A 16245-nucleotide genomic window follows, 5' to 3' on the forward strand; every position below is an offset into this window, starting at 1 on the left:
CAGCGTCAGCCCCCGGTGGGGCCTGCGGTGCCCGCGAGGGCGTCGAGGTCGCTCTTGCGGACCCGGATCACCAACGCGGCGGTCGCCAGGGCCAGTACGGCCATCGCGGCGGCCGGGATGAAGGCGGTGGATATGCCCTGGGACAACACCTCGTGACCCCACGGCGCCGGCAGCTGCTGCGACTGCGCGAACTCCGCCTTCTGTTCGGGCGAGGCGTTGGCCATGAACGCGGGCAGCTGTTTCTCCGCCTCATCACGGCTGGCCGTGCCGAAGACCGTCGTCAGGATGGAGAGGCCGAGCGAACCGCCCACTTGCTGCGTGGCGTTGAGCAGTCCGGACGCCGCGCCCGCCTCGTGCTGGGCGACACCGGAGACCGCGGTGAGGGTCAGGGTCACGAAGTTCAGACCCATGCCGAAGCCGAACACCAGCATCGGGCCGAGCACTCCGCCGACGTACGAGCTGTCGGGGCTGATGAAGGTCTGCCAGCTGAGTCCGATCACGACGAGCACCGAGCCGACGAGCATGAACGGCTTGGGGCCGAGCACCGGCAGGAACCGCTGCGACAGCCCGGCGCCGAACGCGATCGCGACCGTCACCGGGAGGAAGGCCAGGCCTGCCTCGATCGGGGTGTACTCCAGCACGTTCTGCACGAAGAGCACGATGAAGAAGAACATGCCGAACATCGCCGCGGCCAGGCTCAGCATGATCACATACGTGCCCGAGCGGTTGCGGTCGGCGAACATGCGCAGCGGCGTGATCGGTTCCTTGGCCCGGGACTCGATCAGTCCGAAGGCCAGCAGCAGGACCACCGCCGCTCCGAAGGACCCGATGGTCAGGTTGTCGCGCCAGCCCTCCTCGGCTGCCCGGATGAAGCCGTAGACGAGGGACGCCATGCCGGCCGTCGATGTCAGCGCGCCCGCGAAGTCGAAGCGTCCCGGATGCCGCTCGGACTCGCTGATGTAGAGGGGCGTGAGGAACGCGATCAGCAGGCCGATGGGCACGTTGACGAAGAGCACCCAGCGCCAGTCGAGCCACTCGGTGAGCATGCCGCCGGCCAGCAGGCCGATGGCGCCGCCTCCGGCGGAGACCGCTGCGAAGACACCGAACGCCCTGTTGCGTTCGGGGCCCTCGGGGAAGGTCGTGGTGATCAGCGCGAGCGAAGTGGGCGACGCGATCGCGCCACCCATGCCCTGGAGGGCGCGCGCGGCCAGCAGCTGCCAGGGTTCCTGGGCGAAACCGCCGAGCAGCGAGGCGAAGGTGAAGAGCAGGATGCCGGCCATGAAGACCCGGCGACGACCGAGGATGTCGCCGGCCCGGCCGCCGAGCAGCAGCAGACCGCCGAACGTGAGTGTGTACGCGCTGACGACCCAGGTGAGGTCGGTCGTGGAGAACTTGAGCGCGTCTTGTATGTGCGGGAGCGCGATGTTCACAATCGTCGCATCGAGTACCACCATGAGTTGGCAGGCCGCGATGACGGTGAGCGCGATGCCGGGGCGCCCCTCCCGGCGGGCCGCCCCCGGCTTCTGGTTTTGAGCCAATTGAGAGGTTGTCACTATGGGTCCCCCACAAGTGCGTTAGTGAACGCTCGCGTCCACTGTCGCGTCAAAGGTAGTGAGTCCCCATCAGTGAACGCAACCGTTCACTGAATTACTTCCGCGCCGCTTCACCGGACAGCCCGTTTTCCCCGAAACCCCCGCTCCCCCCATGCATAACGGAGACACTCACATGGCTACTTCGCACTGGACGGCCGCCCCCGCTCAGGCGGCCGCCCCCGCTCAGACGGCCGCCCCCGCCCAGACGGCCTCCTTCCGCCGGCGCGGGGTCGTGCTCGAACGCGCGATCCTCGACGCGGCGCTGGAGCAGCTCGGCACGGTCGGCTGGAACGGACTCACGATGGAGGGCGTCGCCGCGGGCGCCCAGACCGGCAAGGCCGCGGTCTACCGTCGCTGGCCGTCCAAGGAAGACCTCGTCGTGGACGCGCTCCGGTTCGGGCTGCCCACTTTTGAGGACGCGCCCGACCTCGGGAACGTGCGCGAGGAACTCCTGGAACTGTGCCGCCGGGTGCGCGAGGCGATGTTCTCGCGTCCGGGTTTCGCCCTGCGTTCAGTGCTTCACGAATGCGATTTCAGTGCCGCTGAACGCTTTCACGCCGTGATCCTCGACGGGGTCGTGGAGCCGGGGGTGCGGCTGGTGCGAGAGGTCATTCTCCGTGGTATCGAGCGGGGAGAAGTGCGGCCCGACGCGGCGAACTCCTATGTCTTCGACGCCATCCCGGCCATGATGATGTACCGCTCAAAGGTGTGCGTGAGCGAATGGAGCGACCAGGATCTGGAAGAGATGATCGACCAGATGATGGTTCCGCTGCTGCGTCCGGCCGGAGCGTGAGGTTGCCTGGGGAAACCTCGGTGTCGGACCGGGGTTGGCGCGGCGTAGGCTAAGGGCGTCATGCCGTACGAAGCACCCACCCACACTGTCGAGCGCTCCTTGCGCGCCACCACTGGAGCGAAAGTCATTGCCGGTGTCGACGAGGTGGGGCGCGGCGCGTGGGCCGGACCGGTCACCGTCTGCGCGGCGGTCACGGGACTGCGTCGCCCGCCCGAAGGTCTCACCGATTCCAAGCTCCTCACCGTCAAGCGACGCACGGAGCTCGCCGGGGAGCTCTCGAAGTGGGTGACGTCGTACGCCCTGGGGCATTCCTCTCCGGAGGAGATCGACAGCCTGGGCATGACGGCCGCACTGCGGCTCGCCGCCATACGCGCCTTGGAGACCCTGCCGGTCCGCCCCGACGCGGTCATCCTCGACGGGAAGCACGACTATCTCGGTACTCCGTGGCGGGTGCGTACGGTGATCAAGGGCGACCAGTCGTGTGTGGCCGTCGCGGCGGCTTCGGTGATCGCCAAGGTCGAGCGCGACAAAATGATGGCCGAACTGGGTATCGACCATGCAGACTTCGGTTTTGCGGCCAACGCCGGGTATCCGTCACCGGTGCACAAGGCCGCGCTGGAGTTGCGGGGCCCCACCCCGTACCACCGGCTGTCGTGGGCGTATCTTGATGCGCTGCCCCAGTGGCGGCACCTCAAGAAGGTCCGCAGCTGGGCGGACGGAAGCGTTCCGGAGATCGAAGGTCAGCTCGGCTTCGATTTCTGACGTCTCCGCTCGCACTCATGTGCCACCCGCCGAGGCGCGTCGCACCGGCGTTTGATAAAAATCAGCTCATGCCTCTCATTCCCGAGGAGCCTCAGATTCACGAGAGTGCCCAGGGTCCCCGCGCCACTCCGGCCAGCGGCCGTAGCGCGCCGACCCCCCGCCCCGTACCCGGCCCCCGTCCCGCGGCTCCGCCGCGTCCCGGCCGCCCGGGTCCCGTTCGGCCGATGCCGCCGGCGCAACGCGCGCCGCGCGACACGGCTGTGGCCAAGCCGGAGCCGTCCGCTCCGGCAGCCCCCGCCGCTGCCTCGACTCCGCAGATCCAGCTGATCCCGGCCTCGGTCGAGGGGGCGCTGGACGCTGCCGAGGAAGCGGTCGATCTGCTTCTTGATTCGGGCCGTGCCCCTGGTGAGGTGCTGGTGATCACCACCGGTGAACCGCACCCGTGGGCCGCTCACGAGTTGTCCTTCGGCGACGCCGCGTACTGGGCGCAGCACGACGCGGGCGACGACGTCTTCTACACCGACGCGTCCCTCGCCGCCCGTGCCGCGTCTCGCCCCGTGGTCGTCGTGGCCGTCAACGGCGGACCCGACACTGTCGCCGCCACCACCCTGCCGCTGGCCCACGGCCGAGCCGGCACCCTGCTGATCGTCTGCGGCGACCCGCAGAAGATCAACTCGGTGTTGGGCGCGGGGGTCTGACCGAGGCATCCAGGGACGGCGGGATGCCGCCCGTGGCGGCATCCGCACGGTGGATGGTTCGACGTGTGCCGTACGGGGCGGTTCGACGTGTGCCCGCACGGGGGACGTGTCGGCCCCGGCTCCGTTGAGTCATGTGGCCATGTCCACGTGTCCATATGGACGTTCTGTCCATATGGACGTTCTGGGGGTGGCCATCACGTGCCGAGGGAAGGTTGATAGCGGGCCCAGGGGCTGTTTGCCGCGCGGGACGCGGCCGGTGCCGACGGCTACGCAGCGCCGGTTCAGCGGGCGGCCGCTCGGCGCAGCACCTCGGAGGCGGCGCCTCCGGCGCGAGGCTGCGGTGTGTCGGCCGCGGCGAACGACTCGAAGGATTCCGGTGGTGAGTCCGCGTTGGGCCGACGCCCGCCGCGTCCCTCGCCCAGCACCTGCCAGCCGTCGCTCGTCAGCGTGATGTACGCCCCGCAGCGCAGCCCGTGCAGAGTGCAGGCGTCTCGGAGCCCCCACATCCAGGCCCCGTCCTCCTCCGTCCAACGCGCGTCGCCCTCGCGGCAGTAGAGCAACACGGCGGTACGCACCGGGGTGCGGCGCCGCAGGTCGTGCGGGATCACCCGGCGCAGCTGTGCGAGCAGCGAATTGCGGAACATCCAGCCGTCCGCCGGAGCCGGGCGACGGGTGAACGAGGCGCTCGCCGCCAGTCGTTCGTCCGGATCGAGGACAGCCACGACCGCGGTCGCGGGCCGGGGCCGATGCCGGGAGTGCAGCCCGCTGACGACCTCCCGGGGATTACGCAGCAGCGGAATCCCCGCGGCGGCCCACTCCGAGGGTTCGAGCATCCGGGCCAGTGGGTTGGCGGGAGCGGCGGACGTCGACATCGATGCCGCCGAGGACGGAGCGAATCCGAAGGTCACGGTCCTCCCTTCGGCTACGCGCCCACACTGCGGGCGGGGTCGGACAGGGGGAGCGCACCGCGGCACAGCCCTGACGGGCGACCTTGGACCGGCCGCGCGGGGCGCAGCCCCAATTCTTCCTGTCGAACTTGGTTGCGGCAACGAGCAATTGGGACCACCGACCGTTATCTGCCGATGCGTCTCCTATATCCCTGCCCAGGGTTCTTGATGGCGACGCATGGGTCAGTTCTGTACGGCGAGGACCAGCGGCAATACCGCTTGCGCACCGGCCCGTCGAAGCATGCGCGTGGCCACCGCGAGTGTCCAGCCGGTCTCTGTCATGTCATCGACGAGCAGTACGGGCCCCTGGGCCTGCGCGAGGGTTTCGGCCAGGGCGGTGGGCACGGTGAGGGCCCCGTCGAGCGCCTTGAGCCGCTGTGCGCTGTTGCTCCTGGAGACGTGCGCCGCCGCGGCTTCAGCGGCGTACTCGAGGGAACCCAGCAGCGGCAGCCGTCCGACCTCGGCGATCCGCGCTCCCAGCGACTGAATGAGACGCGGTCGGCTGTGCGAGGCCATGGTGATGACACCGACCGGGCGCGGCTGCGCGTCGGGGTTTCCCGAAGCCCAGCCCCCGGGCCCCTTCGCCCAGTCGGCCAGCACTCCGACCACGGCCTTCGCCACATCGTCCGGAACGGGGCCGTCCGGGGCCTGGGGAGCCAGTATCGGGCGCAGCCGGTTGCCCCAGCCGATGTCCGAGAGGCGTCCCAAGGCCCGCCCGGACGCGGCCTGTTCACCGACCGGGATCCGTCCCTTCAGATTGACGCCGACGGCGGGCAGACCCGTGGGCCACATCTTCCGGGGCTCGACCTCGACACCCGCACGGCCGAGCTCACCGCGTGCCGAGTCCAGCGCGGTGGGGGAGACCGAGTCGGTGAACCGAGGACCGGTGCAGTTGTCGCAGCGCTCGCACGGGGCGGCCCCCTCGTCGTCCAACTGCTGCCGCAAGAACTCCATCCGGCAGCTGGTCGTCGACACGTAGTCGCGCATCGCCTGCTGCTCGGTGGAACGCTGCTTGGCGACCCACGCGTAGCGCTCCGTGTCATATGTCCACGGGGCGCCGGTGGACATCCAGCCTCCCTTGACCCGCCGCACCGCGCCGTCCACGTCCAGGACCTTGAGCATCGTCTCGAGCCGGGACCGGCGCAGCTCCACCAGCGGTTCGAGCGCGGGCAGCGAGAGCGGCCTTCCCGCCTGCGCGAGGGCATCCAGCGTGTGCCGGACCTGCTCCTCGGGAGGGAAGGCGATGGAGGCGAAGTACTGCCAGATCGCCTCGTCCTCCTTACCCGGCAGGAGCAGTACCTCGGCATGCTCCACACCACGCCCCGCGCGCCCCACCTGCTGGTAGTACGCGATCGGTGACGACGGCGACCCCAGGTGCACCACGAAGCCGAGGTCGGGCTTGTCGAAGCCCATGCCCAGCGCGGACGTCGCGACCAGGGCTTTGACGCGGTTGGCGAGCAGATCCTCCTCGGCCTGCTGACGGTCCGCGTTCTCCGTCTTCCCGGTGTACGACGCCACGGTGTGCCCGGACTGCCGCAGGAACGCGGTGACCTCCTCGGCGGCGGCCACCGTGAGCGTGTAGATGATTCCCGAACCGGGCAGGTCGGCGAGGTGCTCGGCGAGCCAGGCCATTCGGTGCGCGGCGTCCGGCAGCCGCAGCACACCGAGGCTCAGGCTCTCCCGGTCCAGGGGACCGCGCAGGACGAGCGCGTCCGTGCTGCCGCCGGTGCCCAGCTGCTCGGCCACATCGGCCGTCACGCGTGCGTTGGCGGTCGCGGTGGTGGCCAGGACCGGAACGCCCGGTGGGAGATCGGCGAGCATGGTGCGTAGCCGACGGTAGTCGGGCCGGAAGTCGTGGCCCCAGTCGGAGATGCAGTGTGCCTCGTCGACCACGAGCAGGCCCGTGGCCGCGGCGAGCTTGGGCAGTACCTGGTCGCGGAAGTCTGGGTTGTTGAGCCGCTCCGGGCTCACCAGCAGCACATCGACCGCGCCTGCGGCCACCTCGTCCTGGATGGTGTCCCATTCCTCCGTGTTGGACGAGTTGATGGTCCGCGCCTGGATCCCCGCGCGCGCGGCCGCCTCGACCTGGTTGCGCATGAGAGCGAGGAGCGGGGAGACGATGACCGTGGGGCCGGCGCCCCGCTCCCGCAGCAGCGCGGTCGCGACGAAGTACACCGCGGACTTGCCCCAGCCGGTGCGCTGCACCACCAGCGCCCTGCGCTTGTCGGCGACGAGTGCCTCGATGGCACGCCACTGGTCCTCGCGCAGCCGGGCCTCGCCCGCCTGGGCGCCGATGAGGCGGGCGAGAACGGTATCGGCCGCGGTGCGCAGGTCTTCGTTGCTCATGGCCCCATGCAACCCGATGGGTCGGACATCGCGCGAATGAGCCGGTCAGGCTGTGGACAGCTTCTGACGTGGTCATGATCATGGTTGTCCACAGGGTAAAGCGGAATCTTGAGATCCGCGGGATGGTCACCGCATGACGAATCACAGCGAAGCGGCCGGGACTTCCGGCGACGGTGACATCGGCGCGCATGACAGGCACGACGGGTGCGACGGGTGCGACAGGTGCGACGGGTATGCGGAAGCGGCCGAGTGCGGCGGGCAAGGCGGCCAGTGCGGCCAAGGCGGACATGGCGAAGGTGATGCCCATGCGGGCGGAGTCGCGGCCGATGTCCCGTGCACCGAGCACCAGGTCACACTCCGTACTCCGGCGGAGCTGGCCGATGCCCTGCCGTACCTGCTCGGGTACCGGCCCGAGGACAGCATCGTGCTCGTCGCCCTGCACGACCGGGACGGGCGTGGACGCTTCGGCGGGCGCGCCCGGCTCGGCATTCCCGACCAGGCGGAGGACTGGCCGTCCGTGGCGGAGCAGTTGGCCCATGGGCTCGTCAAGGGAAGCGAACGCAGGGGCGCGCCGATCGAGAGAATGGTCGCGTTCCTCTGCCAGGACCCCGAGGGCGGCGAGTCCGGCCAGGAGGTCATGGAGCGCCTGCGCCCGCTGGCGCAGCTGCTGCGCACGGCATGCGGCGTTCTGGACGTCCCCGTGATCGAGGCCCTGTGCATCTCGGACGGCCGCTTCTGGTCGTACTGCTGCCCCAGCGAGCAGTGCTGTCCGTCGGCCGGCACTCCCATGGGGCTGCCCGGTACCTCGGTGCTGGCCGCCGCCGCGACATATGCCGGTCTTCAGGTACGGGGCACGCTGCGTGAGCTGCGGGCGAGGCTCGCGCCCTGGGAGACCGCGGCGGCACTGGAGCAGGAGTCCGCGCTGGACGCCGTGAGCCTGGCCCTCATCCCCAGGATCCTGGACGACGAGAGCCGCACGGACGTGGCGGCCCGGACGGTCGACCTGGCGGGTCGGGTCATGCGCCGGTTCACCGAGGCCCCAGCCGTGTCCGGAACACTGCCCGCGGACCTCCGGGACGACGAACTACTGGCCCACGACGAGGCCGCCACCCTGATCCTCGGCCTCCAGGACCGCACGACGCGCGACAGGGTGGCGGAGTGGATGGAGGGCGACGAGGCGGGACCCGCGCTGCGTCTCTGGCGGGCCCTGGCCCGCCGCTGCGTCGGCCCGTACGGCGAGCACGCCGCGGCGCCGCTCACCCTCGCGGGATGGGTCGCCTGGTCTTCCGGCGACGAACTGGAGGCTCGCGAAGCCTTGGCCATGGCGCTCGGCGCGGATCCCGGATATCTCTTCGCCCGCCTTTTGCATCAGGCGTGCAACGAGGGTCTGGATCCGGAGTCGATTCGCCGGTGCCTGCGCAGGGAGCGTGCCGGGCGCGGCGGTGCGGAGGCGAGGGCCGGAGCGGTGGTGTCCTCCGCGCCGGGGGCCGACGCGGACCGGCCATCGGGGCATGTCCCGCCCCAGTCGACACGGGCGGCTTCCCGGCGCCGACGCCGGACGCGGTCCACAGGGAGCGCCGGCAGCCGTCCGAGCCGGCGTTCCTCCGAGAGGGGAGGCGCCGGCCGTCCCCGACCGGCCGCGGACGCCGCCCCCGCGGCAGAAGGGCCCGTTCGTGCTGCCGACAGCACGGGCAGCGCTTCACGGTCCCGCAGGGGGCCCCGCCGTCCGGAGCCCCGTCAGGGAACAAAGAACGACTGATCGGCACCACGGTGGGGTCGTGCGGATCCACGAGACGGCTGTTGCCGTCGCCTTCGCCGGCCTGGCCGCCGGCTACGAGAAGCTGGCCGTTCGCCCGCTACGAGAAGGAGGTGCGTTCGCCGCTGCAGGGCGTGCTGCGGGCGGCCTTCCGTCCCCGGCGGCCTGCCGTCCGGCGGCTACGGCGGCCGCCGCCGGGGTGCTGCTCGTCACCAGCGCTCCCTGACGTCCGAACCGAAGTGGATCAGCCACCCGAGCGACCGATGAAGGGCGTGTTTATCGTCAGGAAGACGACTATGATCGCGGCATGCCCTACGACCCGTCAGCCTTCCCACCCTTCGCCGTCACCGTTGACCTGGTCGTGTTGACCGTGCGTCGCCACGCCCTGTGCGCGCTGGCGGTACGAAGGGGCGAGCCTCCGTTCCAGGGGCGGTGGGCGCTGCCCGGCGGCTTCGTACGGGCCGACGAGGACCTGGCACAGGCGGCCGCGCGAGAACTGGCCGAGGAGACCGGGCTGCGCGCCCACGACCCGGACGCCCCCGCTCAGGACAACGGCGCACACCTGGAACAGCTCGCCACCTACGGCGACCCCAAGCGCGACCCGCGGATGAGGGTCGTCAGCGTCGCCCATCTCGCGCTCGCGCCCGATCTGCCGGCTCCCCGCGCGGGCGGCGACGCGAACAGCGCGCGCTGGGCCCCCGTCGAGGAGCTGCTCCAGCGGGGCGGCTACGGCCGCGAAGGGGAACTGGCGGCGCCGCTCGCCTTCGACCATGCGCAGATCCTGGCGGACGGGGTGGAGCGGGCCCGGTCCAAGATCGAGTACTCGTCGCTGGCGACGGCCTTCTGCCCGCCCGAGTTCACCGTCGGCGAGCTGCGTCGCGTGTATGAGGCTGTGTGGGGCGTGGCACTGGATCCCCGCAACTTCCACCGCAAGGTGACCGGCACACCGGGGTTTCTCGTCCCGACCGGCGGTACCACCACCCGGCAGGGCGGCCGCCCCGCCCAGCTCTTCCGCGCGGGCGGCGCCACGCTGCTCAATCCCCCGATGCTGCGCCCCGAGGTCTGACGCACGACTGGGTCGGACGGGCGCGGGGCCCGCTCCTCGAAGCGCGTCCCAGATGACCGAAAAAACGTAAATATCGCGCTATCTTGCTTTGGGTGATCCAGGCCATCGGACTGACCAGCGACCCCCGCAAGGAGCTTCCGCCCGTCGTCGATGACGTGTCCTTCGAGGCGCACGCGGGCCGCGTCACGGCGCTCCTCGGAGCCCCGGGTGCGGGCAAGACGACGGCGCTGAGGCTCATGCTCGAACTCCAACGAGGCCGCGGAATCACCTATTTCAGAGGCCGTCCGCTGCACCGAATCGCCCATCCCTCGCGTGAAGTGGGCGTTCTCCTCGGAGAGGTGCCCGGCCATCCGGCACGCACCGTTCAGGGGCAACTCCGCATGCTGTGTGCCGCCGTGGGTGTGCCCGTCCGGCGTGCCGACGAGGTCCTCGAAGTGGTGGGCCTCGTCAGCCTGCGCGAGGAACGCCTGGGCATGCTCTCACGCGGCATGGACCGTCGCCTCGGTCTGGCCTGCGCGTTGCTGCCCGACCCGCACACGCTCGTTCTCGACGACCCCGCGGACGGACTCTCCTCCCGCGAAAGCCGATGGCTGCACGGGATTCTGCGCGCGCACGCCGCCGAGGGCGGCGCCGTGCTGTTCACCACGGACGACCCGAAGGAGGCCGCGCGGACCGCCGACCGGGTCGTCACGATCGACGAGGGCAGGATCGTCGCCGACCAGGAAGTCGAGGACTTCGCCCGTACCCGGCTCCGGCCCCGTGTCGCCGTCCGCAGCCCGCACGCCGGCAGACTCGGCGCCCTTCTCGCCAAGGAGGCACGCAGAACACGACGTTCCGTCGAAGTGGTGCGAGAGGACGGCAGCCGCCTCTCGGTGTACGGCAGTACATGCGCCGATGTCGGCGAAACCGCGCACCGCCACGGCATCCTCGTACATCAACTCGCCGAGGAAATCGGTGACATGGGGCCCTACGCGGCGGGGCAGGCCGTGAGAGAGCCTCAGGGGGACGTAACCCTGGGGCGCACCGAGGAGGAGGACGCGGAGGGTCTGTCCGCCCTTCCGCCCCCCATTTCCGTTCGCCAAGGGCCCAGCCCGTTTCGTCCTGTGCGTTACGAACTGCGCCGCGTGGCAGGAGTCGGCACCGGCTATCTCGTCGCGGCCGCCGTACTCGCCGCCTCAGCCCTTCTCTCCGTACTCCTGGCGCGGGTGGGACACACACCGCAGCCTCGCCTGCTCGCCGCGTGGCCGCAGGAACTGCCGCTGCCGCCCGCGGCGCTCGGTGCCGGGTTGCTCGGCGCCATCGCCTTCGGCGACGAGTTCCGCCACCCCGCCCTGGCGGCGGATCGCGGTACCGTCCCGCGGCGCCTGGGACTGCTCGCCGCCAAACTCCTCGTCGCCGCCGCCGTCGCGCTCGCTCTGGCCGTCCTCACGGTGGGTGTGGACGCCGAACTGCTCTACATCGTCTACGGAGGGGAGCTCACCGCGGTTCCCGTCGACTGGCCTTCGATGAGCGCGAGTTGGCTCGGACTCATGGTGGGCTGCGCCTGGGCCGGCGTGCTGGCCGCGGGGATTTTCCGGTCGACGACCGCCGGATTCGCGGCGGTTCTGGCCGTACCGGTCGTGGTCGTACCCCTTCTGCAGAAGGCCTTGGAGGGGCCCTCTGTGCGAACCGCGGCCGGGTTTTCGACGCGGCTGCGTGAGCTCATGCTGGCGCCGTGGCCCTTCGGGGGCGAGCAGTATCTGGCCGCCGGGGCGCGGATGATCGCCCAACCCGTGGGCGGTGCACTGGCGTTGTCGCTCACGGCCCTGCTCTGCGCGTATCTGCTCACGACCCTGCGTAGCAGGGTCCGATGACGATCACCCGTGGCCGAGGTGTTCCTCCCGTGCGCACAACTCCTCGGAGAACGCCCATTTCTTTCCGATAAGGCGTCAATTGCGATGGGGTGAGCGATCACCCTTTCGTGTGCTTTTCACCAAAGACCTCAAGGGAGTTGGGGCCGACGCCGACAAAGGATGCGTGAGTACCCTTGCGCACACCATGATGACCGCCGCCCGCTCCGCCGACTCCGGCCTCGCCGGTCCGGGCGAACTCGACCGCTACCCCTATGTGGAGGCCCCTGGCGCCGACCGTGTCGGTGCCCCAGTGTGGGACGGCGCGGACCCGGAGCTCGGCCGAGTCGGCAGGCGCGCCGCGGGCAGCCGCGGCCGTGGCCTGCACGGCCAACTCGTCCAGCAGCTGGGCCAGATGATTGTGTCCGGAGACCTGGGAGCCGACCGCCCGCTCGTGCCCGAAGAGATCGGCCAGCGGTTCGAGGTCTCCCGCACCGTAGTCCGTGAGTCACTCCGCGTCCTCGAGGCCAAGGGCCTCGTCAGCGCCCGCCCCAATGTCGGCACGCGTGTACGGCCCGTCAGTGACTGGAACCTGCTCGACCCGGACATCATCGAGTGGCGGGCCTTCGGGCCGCAGCGCGACGATCAGCGGCGGGAGCTGAGCGAGCTGCGCTGGACGATCGAGCCGCTGGCCGCCCGCCTCGCCGCCGGACACGGACGCGAGGAGGTGAATCAGCGGCTCGCCGACATGGTCGAGATCATGGGCCATGCCATGGCACAGGGCGACTCGCTCACCTTCTCGCGCGCCGACGCGGAGTTCCACTCGCTCCTCATCCAGGTCGCCGGTAACCGGATGCTGGAGCACCTGTCAGGGATCGTCTCGGCCGCGCTGCAGGTCTCCGGAGGCCCGGTCACCGGCTGTGACCGGCCGAACGAGACCTCCCTCGCGCACCACGCCCGGATCGTCGACGCTCTCGCCGCCGGTGATGGAGTCGGGGCGGAGGCTGCCATGCGTCAACTGCTCACCGTCCACCCCGAGGTGGAACGCGTGGTGCCCGCGCCGCGCGAGCACTGACCGCATACCGAGGGCGGCGCGTTCGGGGGCGTGCCCCCTCGCGCGGCAACGCTCGATCGGCGAACGATCCGCTGCCGGACTCTGCCGGAAATCCTCTGGAATCCGGCAGAGTCCGGCAGCGGGACGAGGCGTCGAGCTCATTGACTGACCACTTTTGACCGTATCTGGCCGCTTTTGGGTGCTTACGGGGTGTGACTCGGGCCACGCAGATTGGGCGTAACGCTCCACGGGGCAGCGCGATGACTTAAGAGGTGACAGTCGAGGAGGGAATACGGACGCCGCTCACGGCGCTGTGCATCTTCCCGGCCCCCGCCCGCGCCGTCGGCTATCCCCAAGTCGGCGGTCGTCGGCTCCGGTCCACACTGGACGGGGCCGGAAGCCGTTTTCCAACGTTCCGAGAGGTTGTTCGTGTCGGCCAGCACATCCCGTACGCTCCCGCCGGAGATCGCCGAGTCCATCTCTGTCATGGCGCTCATTGAGCGGGGAAAGGCTGAGGGGCAGATCGCCGGCGATGACGTGCGTCGGGCCTTCGAAGCTGACCAGATTCCGGCCACTCAGTGGAAGAACGTACTGCGCAGCCTCAACCAGATCCTCGAGGAAGAGGGTGTGACGCTGATGGTCAGTGCCGCGGAGCCCAAGCGCACCCGAAAGAGCGTCGCAGCGAAGAGTCCGGCCAAGCGCACCGCCACCAAGACCGTCGCGGCGAAGACGGCGACGGCCAAGAAGGCCACTGCCACCGCCGCCCCCGCGATGCCTGCCGCTGACGCTCCCGCCGAGGACGCCCCCGCCAAGAAGGCCGCTGCCAAGAAGGTGACGGCCAAGAAGGCCGTCGCGAAGAAAACCGTCGCCAAGAAGACGACGGCCAAGAAGACCGCCGCCAAGAAGGACGACGTCGAGCTCATCGACGAGGAGGCGGCGGTCGAGGAGACCCCGGGTACCGGCAAGCCCGGTGCCGAAGAGCCCGCCGAGGACGGCGCCCAGGGCTTCGTCCTGTCGGACGAGGACGAGGACGACGCGCCCGCGCAGCAGGTCGCCGCGGCCGGTGCCACGGCTGACCCCGTCAAGGACTACCTCAAGCAGATCGGCAAGGTCCCGCTGCTCAACGCCGAGCAGGAGGTCGAGCTCGCCAAGCGCATCGAGGCCGGCCTGTTCGCCGAGGACAAGCTCTCCAACGCCGACAAGCTCGCCCCGAAGCTCAAGCGCGAGCTGGAGATCATCGCCGAGGACGGCCGCCGCGCCAAGAACCACCTCCTGGAGGCCAACCTCCGCCTGGTGGTCTCCCTGGCCAAGCGCTACACGGGTCGCGGCATGCTCTTCCTGGATCTCATCCAGGAGGGCAACCTCGGCCTGATCCGCGCGGTGGAAAAGTTTGACTACACCAAGGGTTACAAGTTCTCGACCTACGCGACCTGGTGGATCCGTCAGGCGATCACCCGCGCCATGGCCGACCAGGCCCGCACCATCCGTATCCCGGTGCACATGGTCGAGGTCATCAACAAGCTCGCGCGTGTGCAGCGTCAGATGCTCCAGGACCTGGGCCGCGAGCCCACCCCGGAGGAGCTGGCCAAGGAGCTCGACATGACCCCGGAGAAGGTCATCGAGGTCCAGAAGTACGGCCGCGAGCCGATCTCGCTGCACACCCCGCTGGGCGAGGACGGTGACAGCGAGTTCGGTGACCTCATCGAGGACTCCGAGGCTGTCGTCCCGGCCGACGCGGTCAGCTTCACGCTCCTCCAGGAGCAGCTGCACTCCGTGCTCGACACGCTGTCCGAGCGCGAGGCGGGCGTCGTCTCCATGCGTTTCGGTCTCACCGATGGTCAGCCGAAGACCCTCGACGAGATCGGCAAGGTGTACGGCGTGACGCGTGAGCGTATCCGCCAGATCGAGTCCAAGACGATGTCGAAGCTGCGTCACCCGTCGCGCTCGCAGGTGCTGCGCGACTACCTCGACTAGGTCTCGTCCACACGTCACGAGGGCCCGGTCTCCCGTACAGGGGGCCGGGCCCTTTGGTCTGCGCGGCGTGCGCGCCGGCATCCGATGGGTCACTCTGGGCTTACCATTGCCAACCCAGAGTGAGGAGTACGTATGTGCCGTCCCTTCGCCCGGGCGCTTGCTCTCGCGGTCGCGGCGGCCGTGTTACCGCTGGCGTCTCCTGCCCCCGCGGCGGCCGACAGCGTCGTACTCGGCGGCTATCCCGTAGAGATCTCACAGAGCCCGTGGACGGTGGCCTTGTCCAGCCGTGACCGGTTCGGGGGCACGCGTGCGGGTCAGTTCTGCGGGGGCGTGGTGATCGGCCGGTCTACCGTGCTGACCGCGGCACACTGCATGAGCCGACAGGTGCTGGGAGCGCCCGCGCGGCAGATCCGCGACCTCAAGGTGATCGCCGGGCGGGGGGATCTACTGGCGGACGGGGGAAGGGAGATCCCCCTGCGCAGCGTATGGATCAACCCGGCGTACAACGCGTACACGAACGCCGGAGACTTCGCTGTGCTCACCCTCGCCGAGCCGCTCCCCGCGAGCTCCGTCATCCGCATGGCGGGCCCCGGCGACGCGGCCTACCGGCCGGGTACGGACGCTGTGGTCTACGGCTGGGGCGACATCACGGGCCGAGGCGACTATGTGCGCGGCCTGCGGGCCGCACGGGTGGATGTGCTGTCCGATGCCGTCTGCGAGGAGGCGTATCCGGGCAGTGCGGGCGGAACGTATCGGTCCGGGGCCATGCTGTGCGCCGGGGAGCCGGCCGGTGGCCGGGATGCCTGCCAGGGAGACAGCGGTGGGCCGCTGGTCGCCCAGGGGCGGCTGATCGGCCTGGTGTCATGGGGGAGGGGCTGCGGACGGGCCGGCAGCCCAGGGGTCTATACGCGGGTCTCTGACGTTGTCAGAGCGCTGCGTATGGGCCGCTGACGGGCACGCCGCCGGCAGGGACGCAGGAGCACCGCTGTGCACGAGTCCGGGCGGCCACCCCTCGAAGGAGGGGTGGCCGCCCGGGCAACCGGCCTGTGCCGGAGCTGGCTCGTCGTGGATGCGAAGTGTCAACGCTCTTCGTCGTTGGCGCTTGCCGGGGCGGCCGTCAGCCGCTCCGTCTCGTCCTGTATCTCAGCGGCGATCTTCTTGAGTTCCGGCTCGAACTTGCGACCGTGGTGGGCGCAAAAGAGCAGTTCACCACCGCTGAGGAGCACGACGCGCAGATATGCCTGGGCGCCGCAACGGTCGCAGCGGTCAGCGGCCGTCAGCGGGCTCGCGGGGGTCAGAACAGTAGTCACGTCGCCTCTTCTCTAGCTCGACGAGCTGTCGTACCAGGGTCAACATCCAACCAGGCCTAAAACGTTCCCGCTCGTGGCTCTTCCTCGAAAAATTTCTCTCCGAGTCGGCTGTCTGCTG

The 16245-nt window shown here is 70.0% G+C and carries 14 protein-coding genes; 10 read left to right on the forward strand and 4 right to left on the reverse strand.

Going from position 1 to position 16245, the window contains the following annotated elements; translation table 11 throughout:
* Nucleotides 1-5: 5 nt before the first annotated feature.
* Entirely contained in the window at nt 6-1553 is a 1548-nt protein-coding gene (locus FE633_RS03015) for an MFS transporter (RefSeq protein WP_138043500.1), read from the reverse strand.
* A gap of 172 nt (nt 1554-1725) precedes the next feature.
* On the opposite strand from FE633_RS03015, the gene FE633_RS03025 reads away from it, so the two are divergent.
* The 3 genes from FE633_RS03025 to FE633_RS03035 all read left to right on the forward strand — a co-directional run bounded on the left by FE633_RS03025 (nt 1726) and on the right by FE633_RS03035 (nt 3845).
* Nucleotides 1726-2385, forward strand: coding sequence for a TetR/AcrR family transcriptional regulator (locus FE633_RS03025; protein ID WP_138043501.1), 660 nt, complete (start codon nt 1726-1728; stop codon nt 2383-2385).
* A 60-nt stretch (nt 2386-2445) separates the two neighbouring features.
* On the forward strand, nt 2446-3147 hold the full coding sequence (locus FE633_RS03030; RefSeq protein ID WP_138043502.1) for a ribonuclease HII: 702 nt from the start codon (nt 2446-2448) through the stop codon (nt 3145-3147).
* A gap of 68 nt (nt 3148-3215) precedes the next feature.
* A complete protein-coding gene (locus FE633_RS03035) occupies nt 3216-3845 on the forward strand; it encodes a hypothetical protein (protein WP_138043503.1) in 630 nt (209 codons plus the stop codon).
* 281 nt (nt 3846-4126) lie between these two features.
* Here FE633_RS03035 and FE633_RS03040 read toward each other — a convergent pair whose 3' ends face one another.
* Together FE633_RS03040 and FE633_RS03045 are read right to left on the reverse strand one after the other, a co-directional pair.
* The gene (locus tag FE633_RS03040) at nt 4127-4753 is read right to left on the reverse strand and encodes a hypothetical protein (RefSeq protein ID WP_138043504.1); all 627 of its coding nucleotides are present in this window, start codon (nt 4751-4753) and stop codon (nt 4127-4129) included.
* 222 nt (nt 4754-4975) lie between these two features.
* Complete coding sequence (locus FE633_RS03045; RefSeq protein ID WP_138043505.1) at nt 4976-7138, reverse strand: RecQ family ATP-dependent DNA helicase; 2163 nt, start codon at nt 7136-7138, stop codon at nt 4976-4978.
* 133 nt (nt 7139-7271) lie between these two features.
* On the opposite strand from FE633_RS03045, the gene FE633_RS03050 reads away from it, so the two are divergent.
* From FE633_RS03050 to FE633_RS03080, 7 genes are all read left to right on the forward strand, one after another.
* Complete coding sequence (locus tag FE633_RS03050) at nt 7272-8897, forward strand: DUF4192 domain-containing protein (RefSeq protein ID WP_138043506.1); 1626 nt, start codon at nt 7272-7274, stop codon at nt 8895-8897.
* 19 nt (nt 8898-8916) lie between these two features.
* Nucleotides 8917-9120: a hypothetical protein gene (locus FE633_RS03055; RefSeq protein ID WP_425473141.1), complete on the forward strand. Its 204-nt coding sequence runs from the start codon at nt 8917-8919 to the stop codon at nt 9118-9120.
* An 81-nt stretch (nt 9121-9201) separates the two neighbouring features.
* Nucleotides 9202-9960: an NUDIX hydrolase gene (locus FE633_RS03060; RefSeq protein WP_138043507.1), complete on the forward strand. Its 759-nt coding sequence runs from the start codon at nt 9202-9204 to the stop codon at nt 9958-9960.
* Nucleotides 9961-10052: 92 nt separating this feature from the next.
* A complete protein-coding gene (locus tag FE633_RS03065) occupies nt 10053-11813 on the forward strand; it encodes an ABC transporter ATP-binding protein (protein ID WP_138043508.1) in 1761 nt (586 codons plus the stop codon).
* A 163-nt stretch (nt 11814-11976) separates the two neighbouring features.
* Entirely contained in the window at nt 11977-12864 is an 888-nt protein-coding gene (locus FE633_RS03070; protein WP_138043509.1) for a FadR/GntR family transcriptional regulator, read from the forward strand.
* A 408-nt stretch (nt 12865-13272) separates the two neighbouring features.
* Entirely contained in the window at nt 13273-14817 is a 1545-nt protein-coding gene (locus FE633_RS03075; protein ID WP_281291105.1) for an RNA polymerase sigma factor, read from the forward strand.
* A 132-nt stretch (nt 14818-14949) separates the two neighbouring features.
* On the forward strand, nt 14950-15768 hold the full coding sequence (locus FE633_RS03080; protein WP_138043511.1) for a serine protease: 819 nt from the start codon (nt 14950-14952) through the stop codon (nt 15766-15768).
* A gap of 128 nt (nt 15769-15896) precedes the next feature.
* Here the strand turns inward: FE633_RS03080 and FE633_RS03085 are convergent, their stop codons facing one another.
* Nucleotides 15897-16127, reverse strand: coding sequence for a DUF7455 domain-containing protein (locus FE633_RS03085; RefSeq protein ID WP_119102293.1), 231 nt, complete (start codon nt 16125-16127; stop codon nt 15897-15899).
* Nucleotides 16128-16245 lie beyond the last annotated feature (118 nt).

This window comes from Streptomyces montanus, assembly GCF_005786655.1.
Taxonomy (GTDB): Bacteria; Actinomycetota; Actinomycetes; order Streptomycetales; family Streptomycetaceae; genus Streptomyces; species Streptomyces sporangiiformans.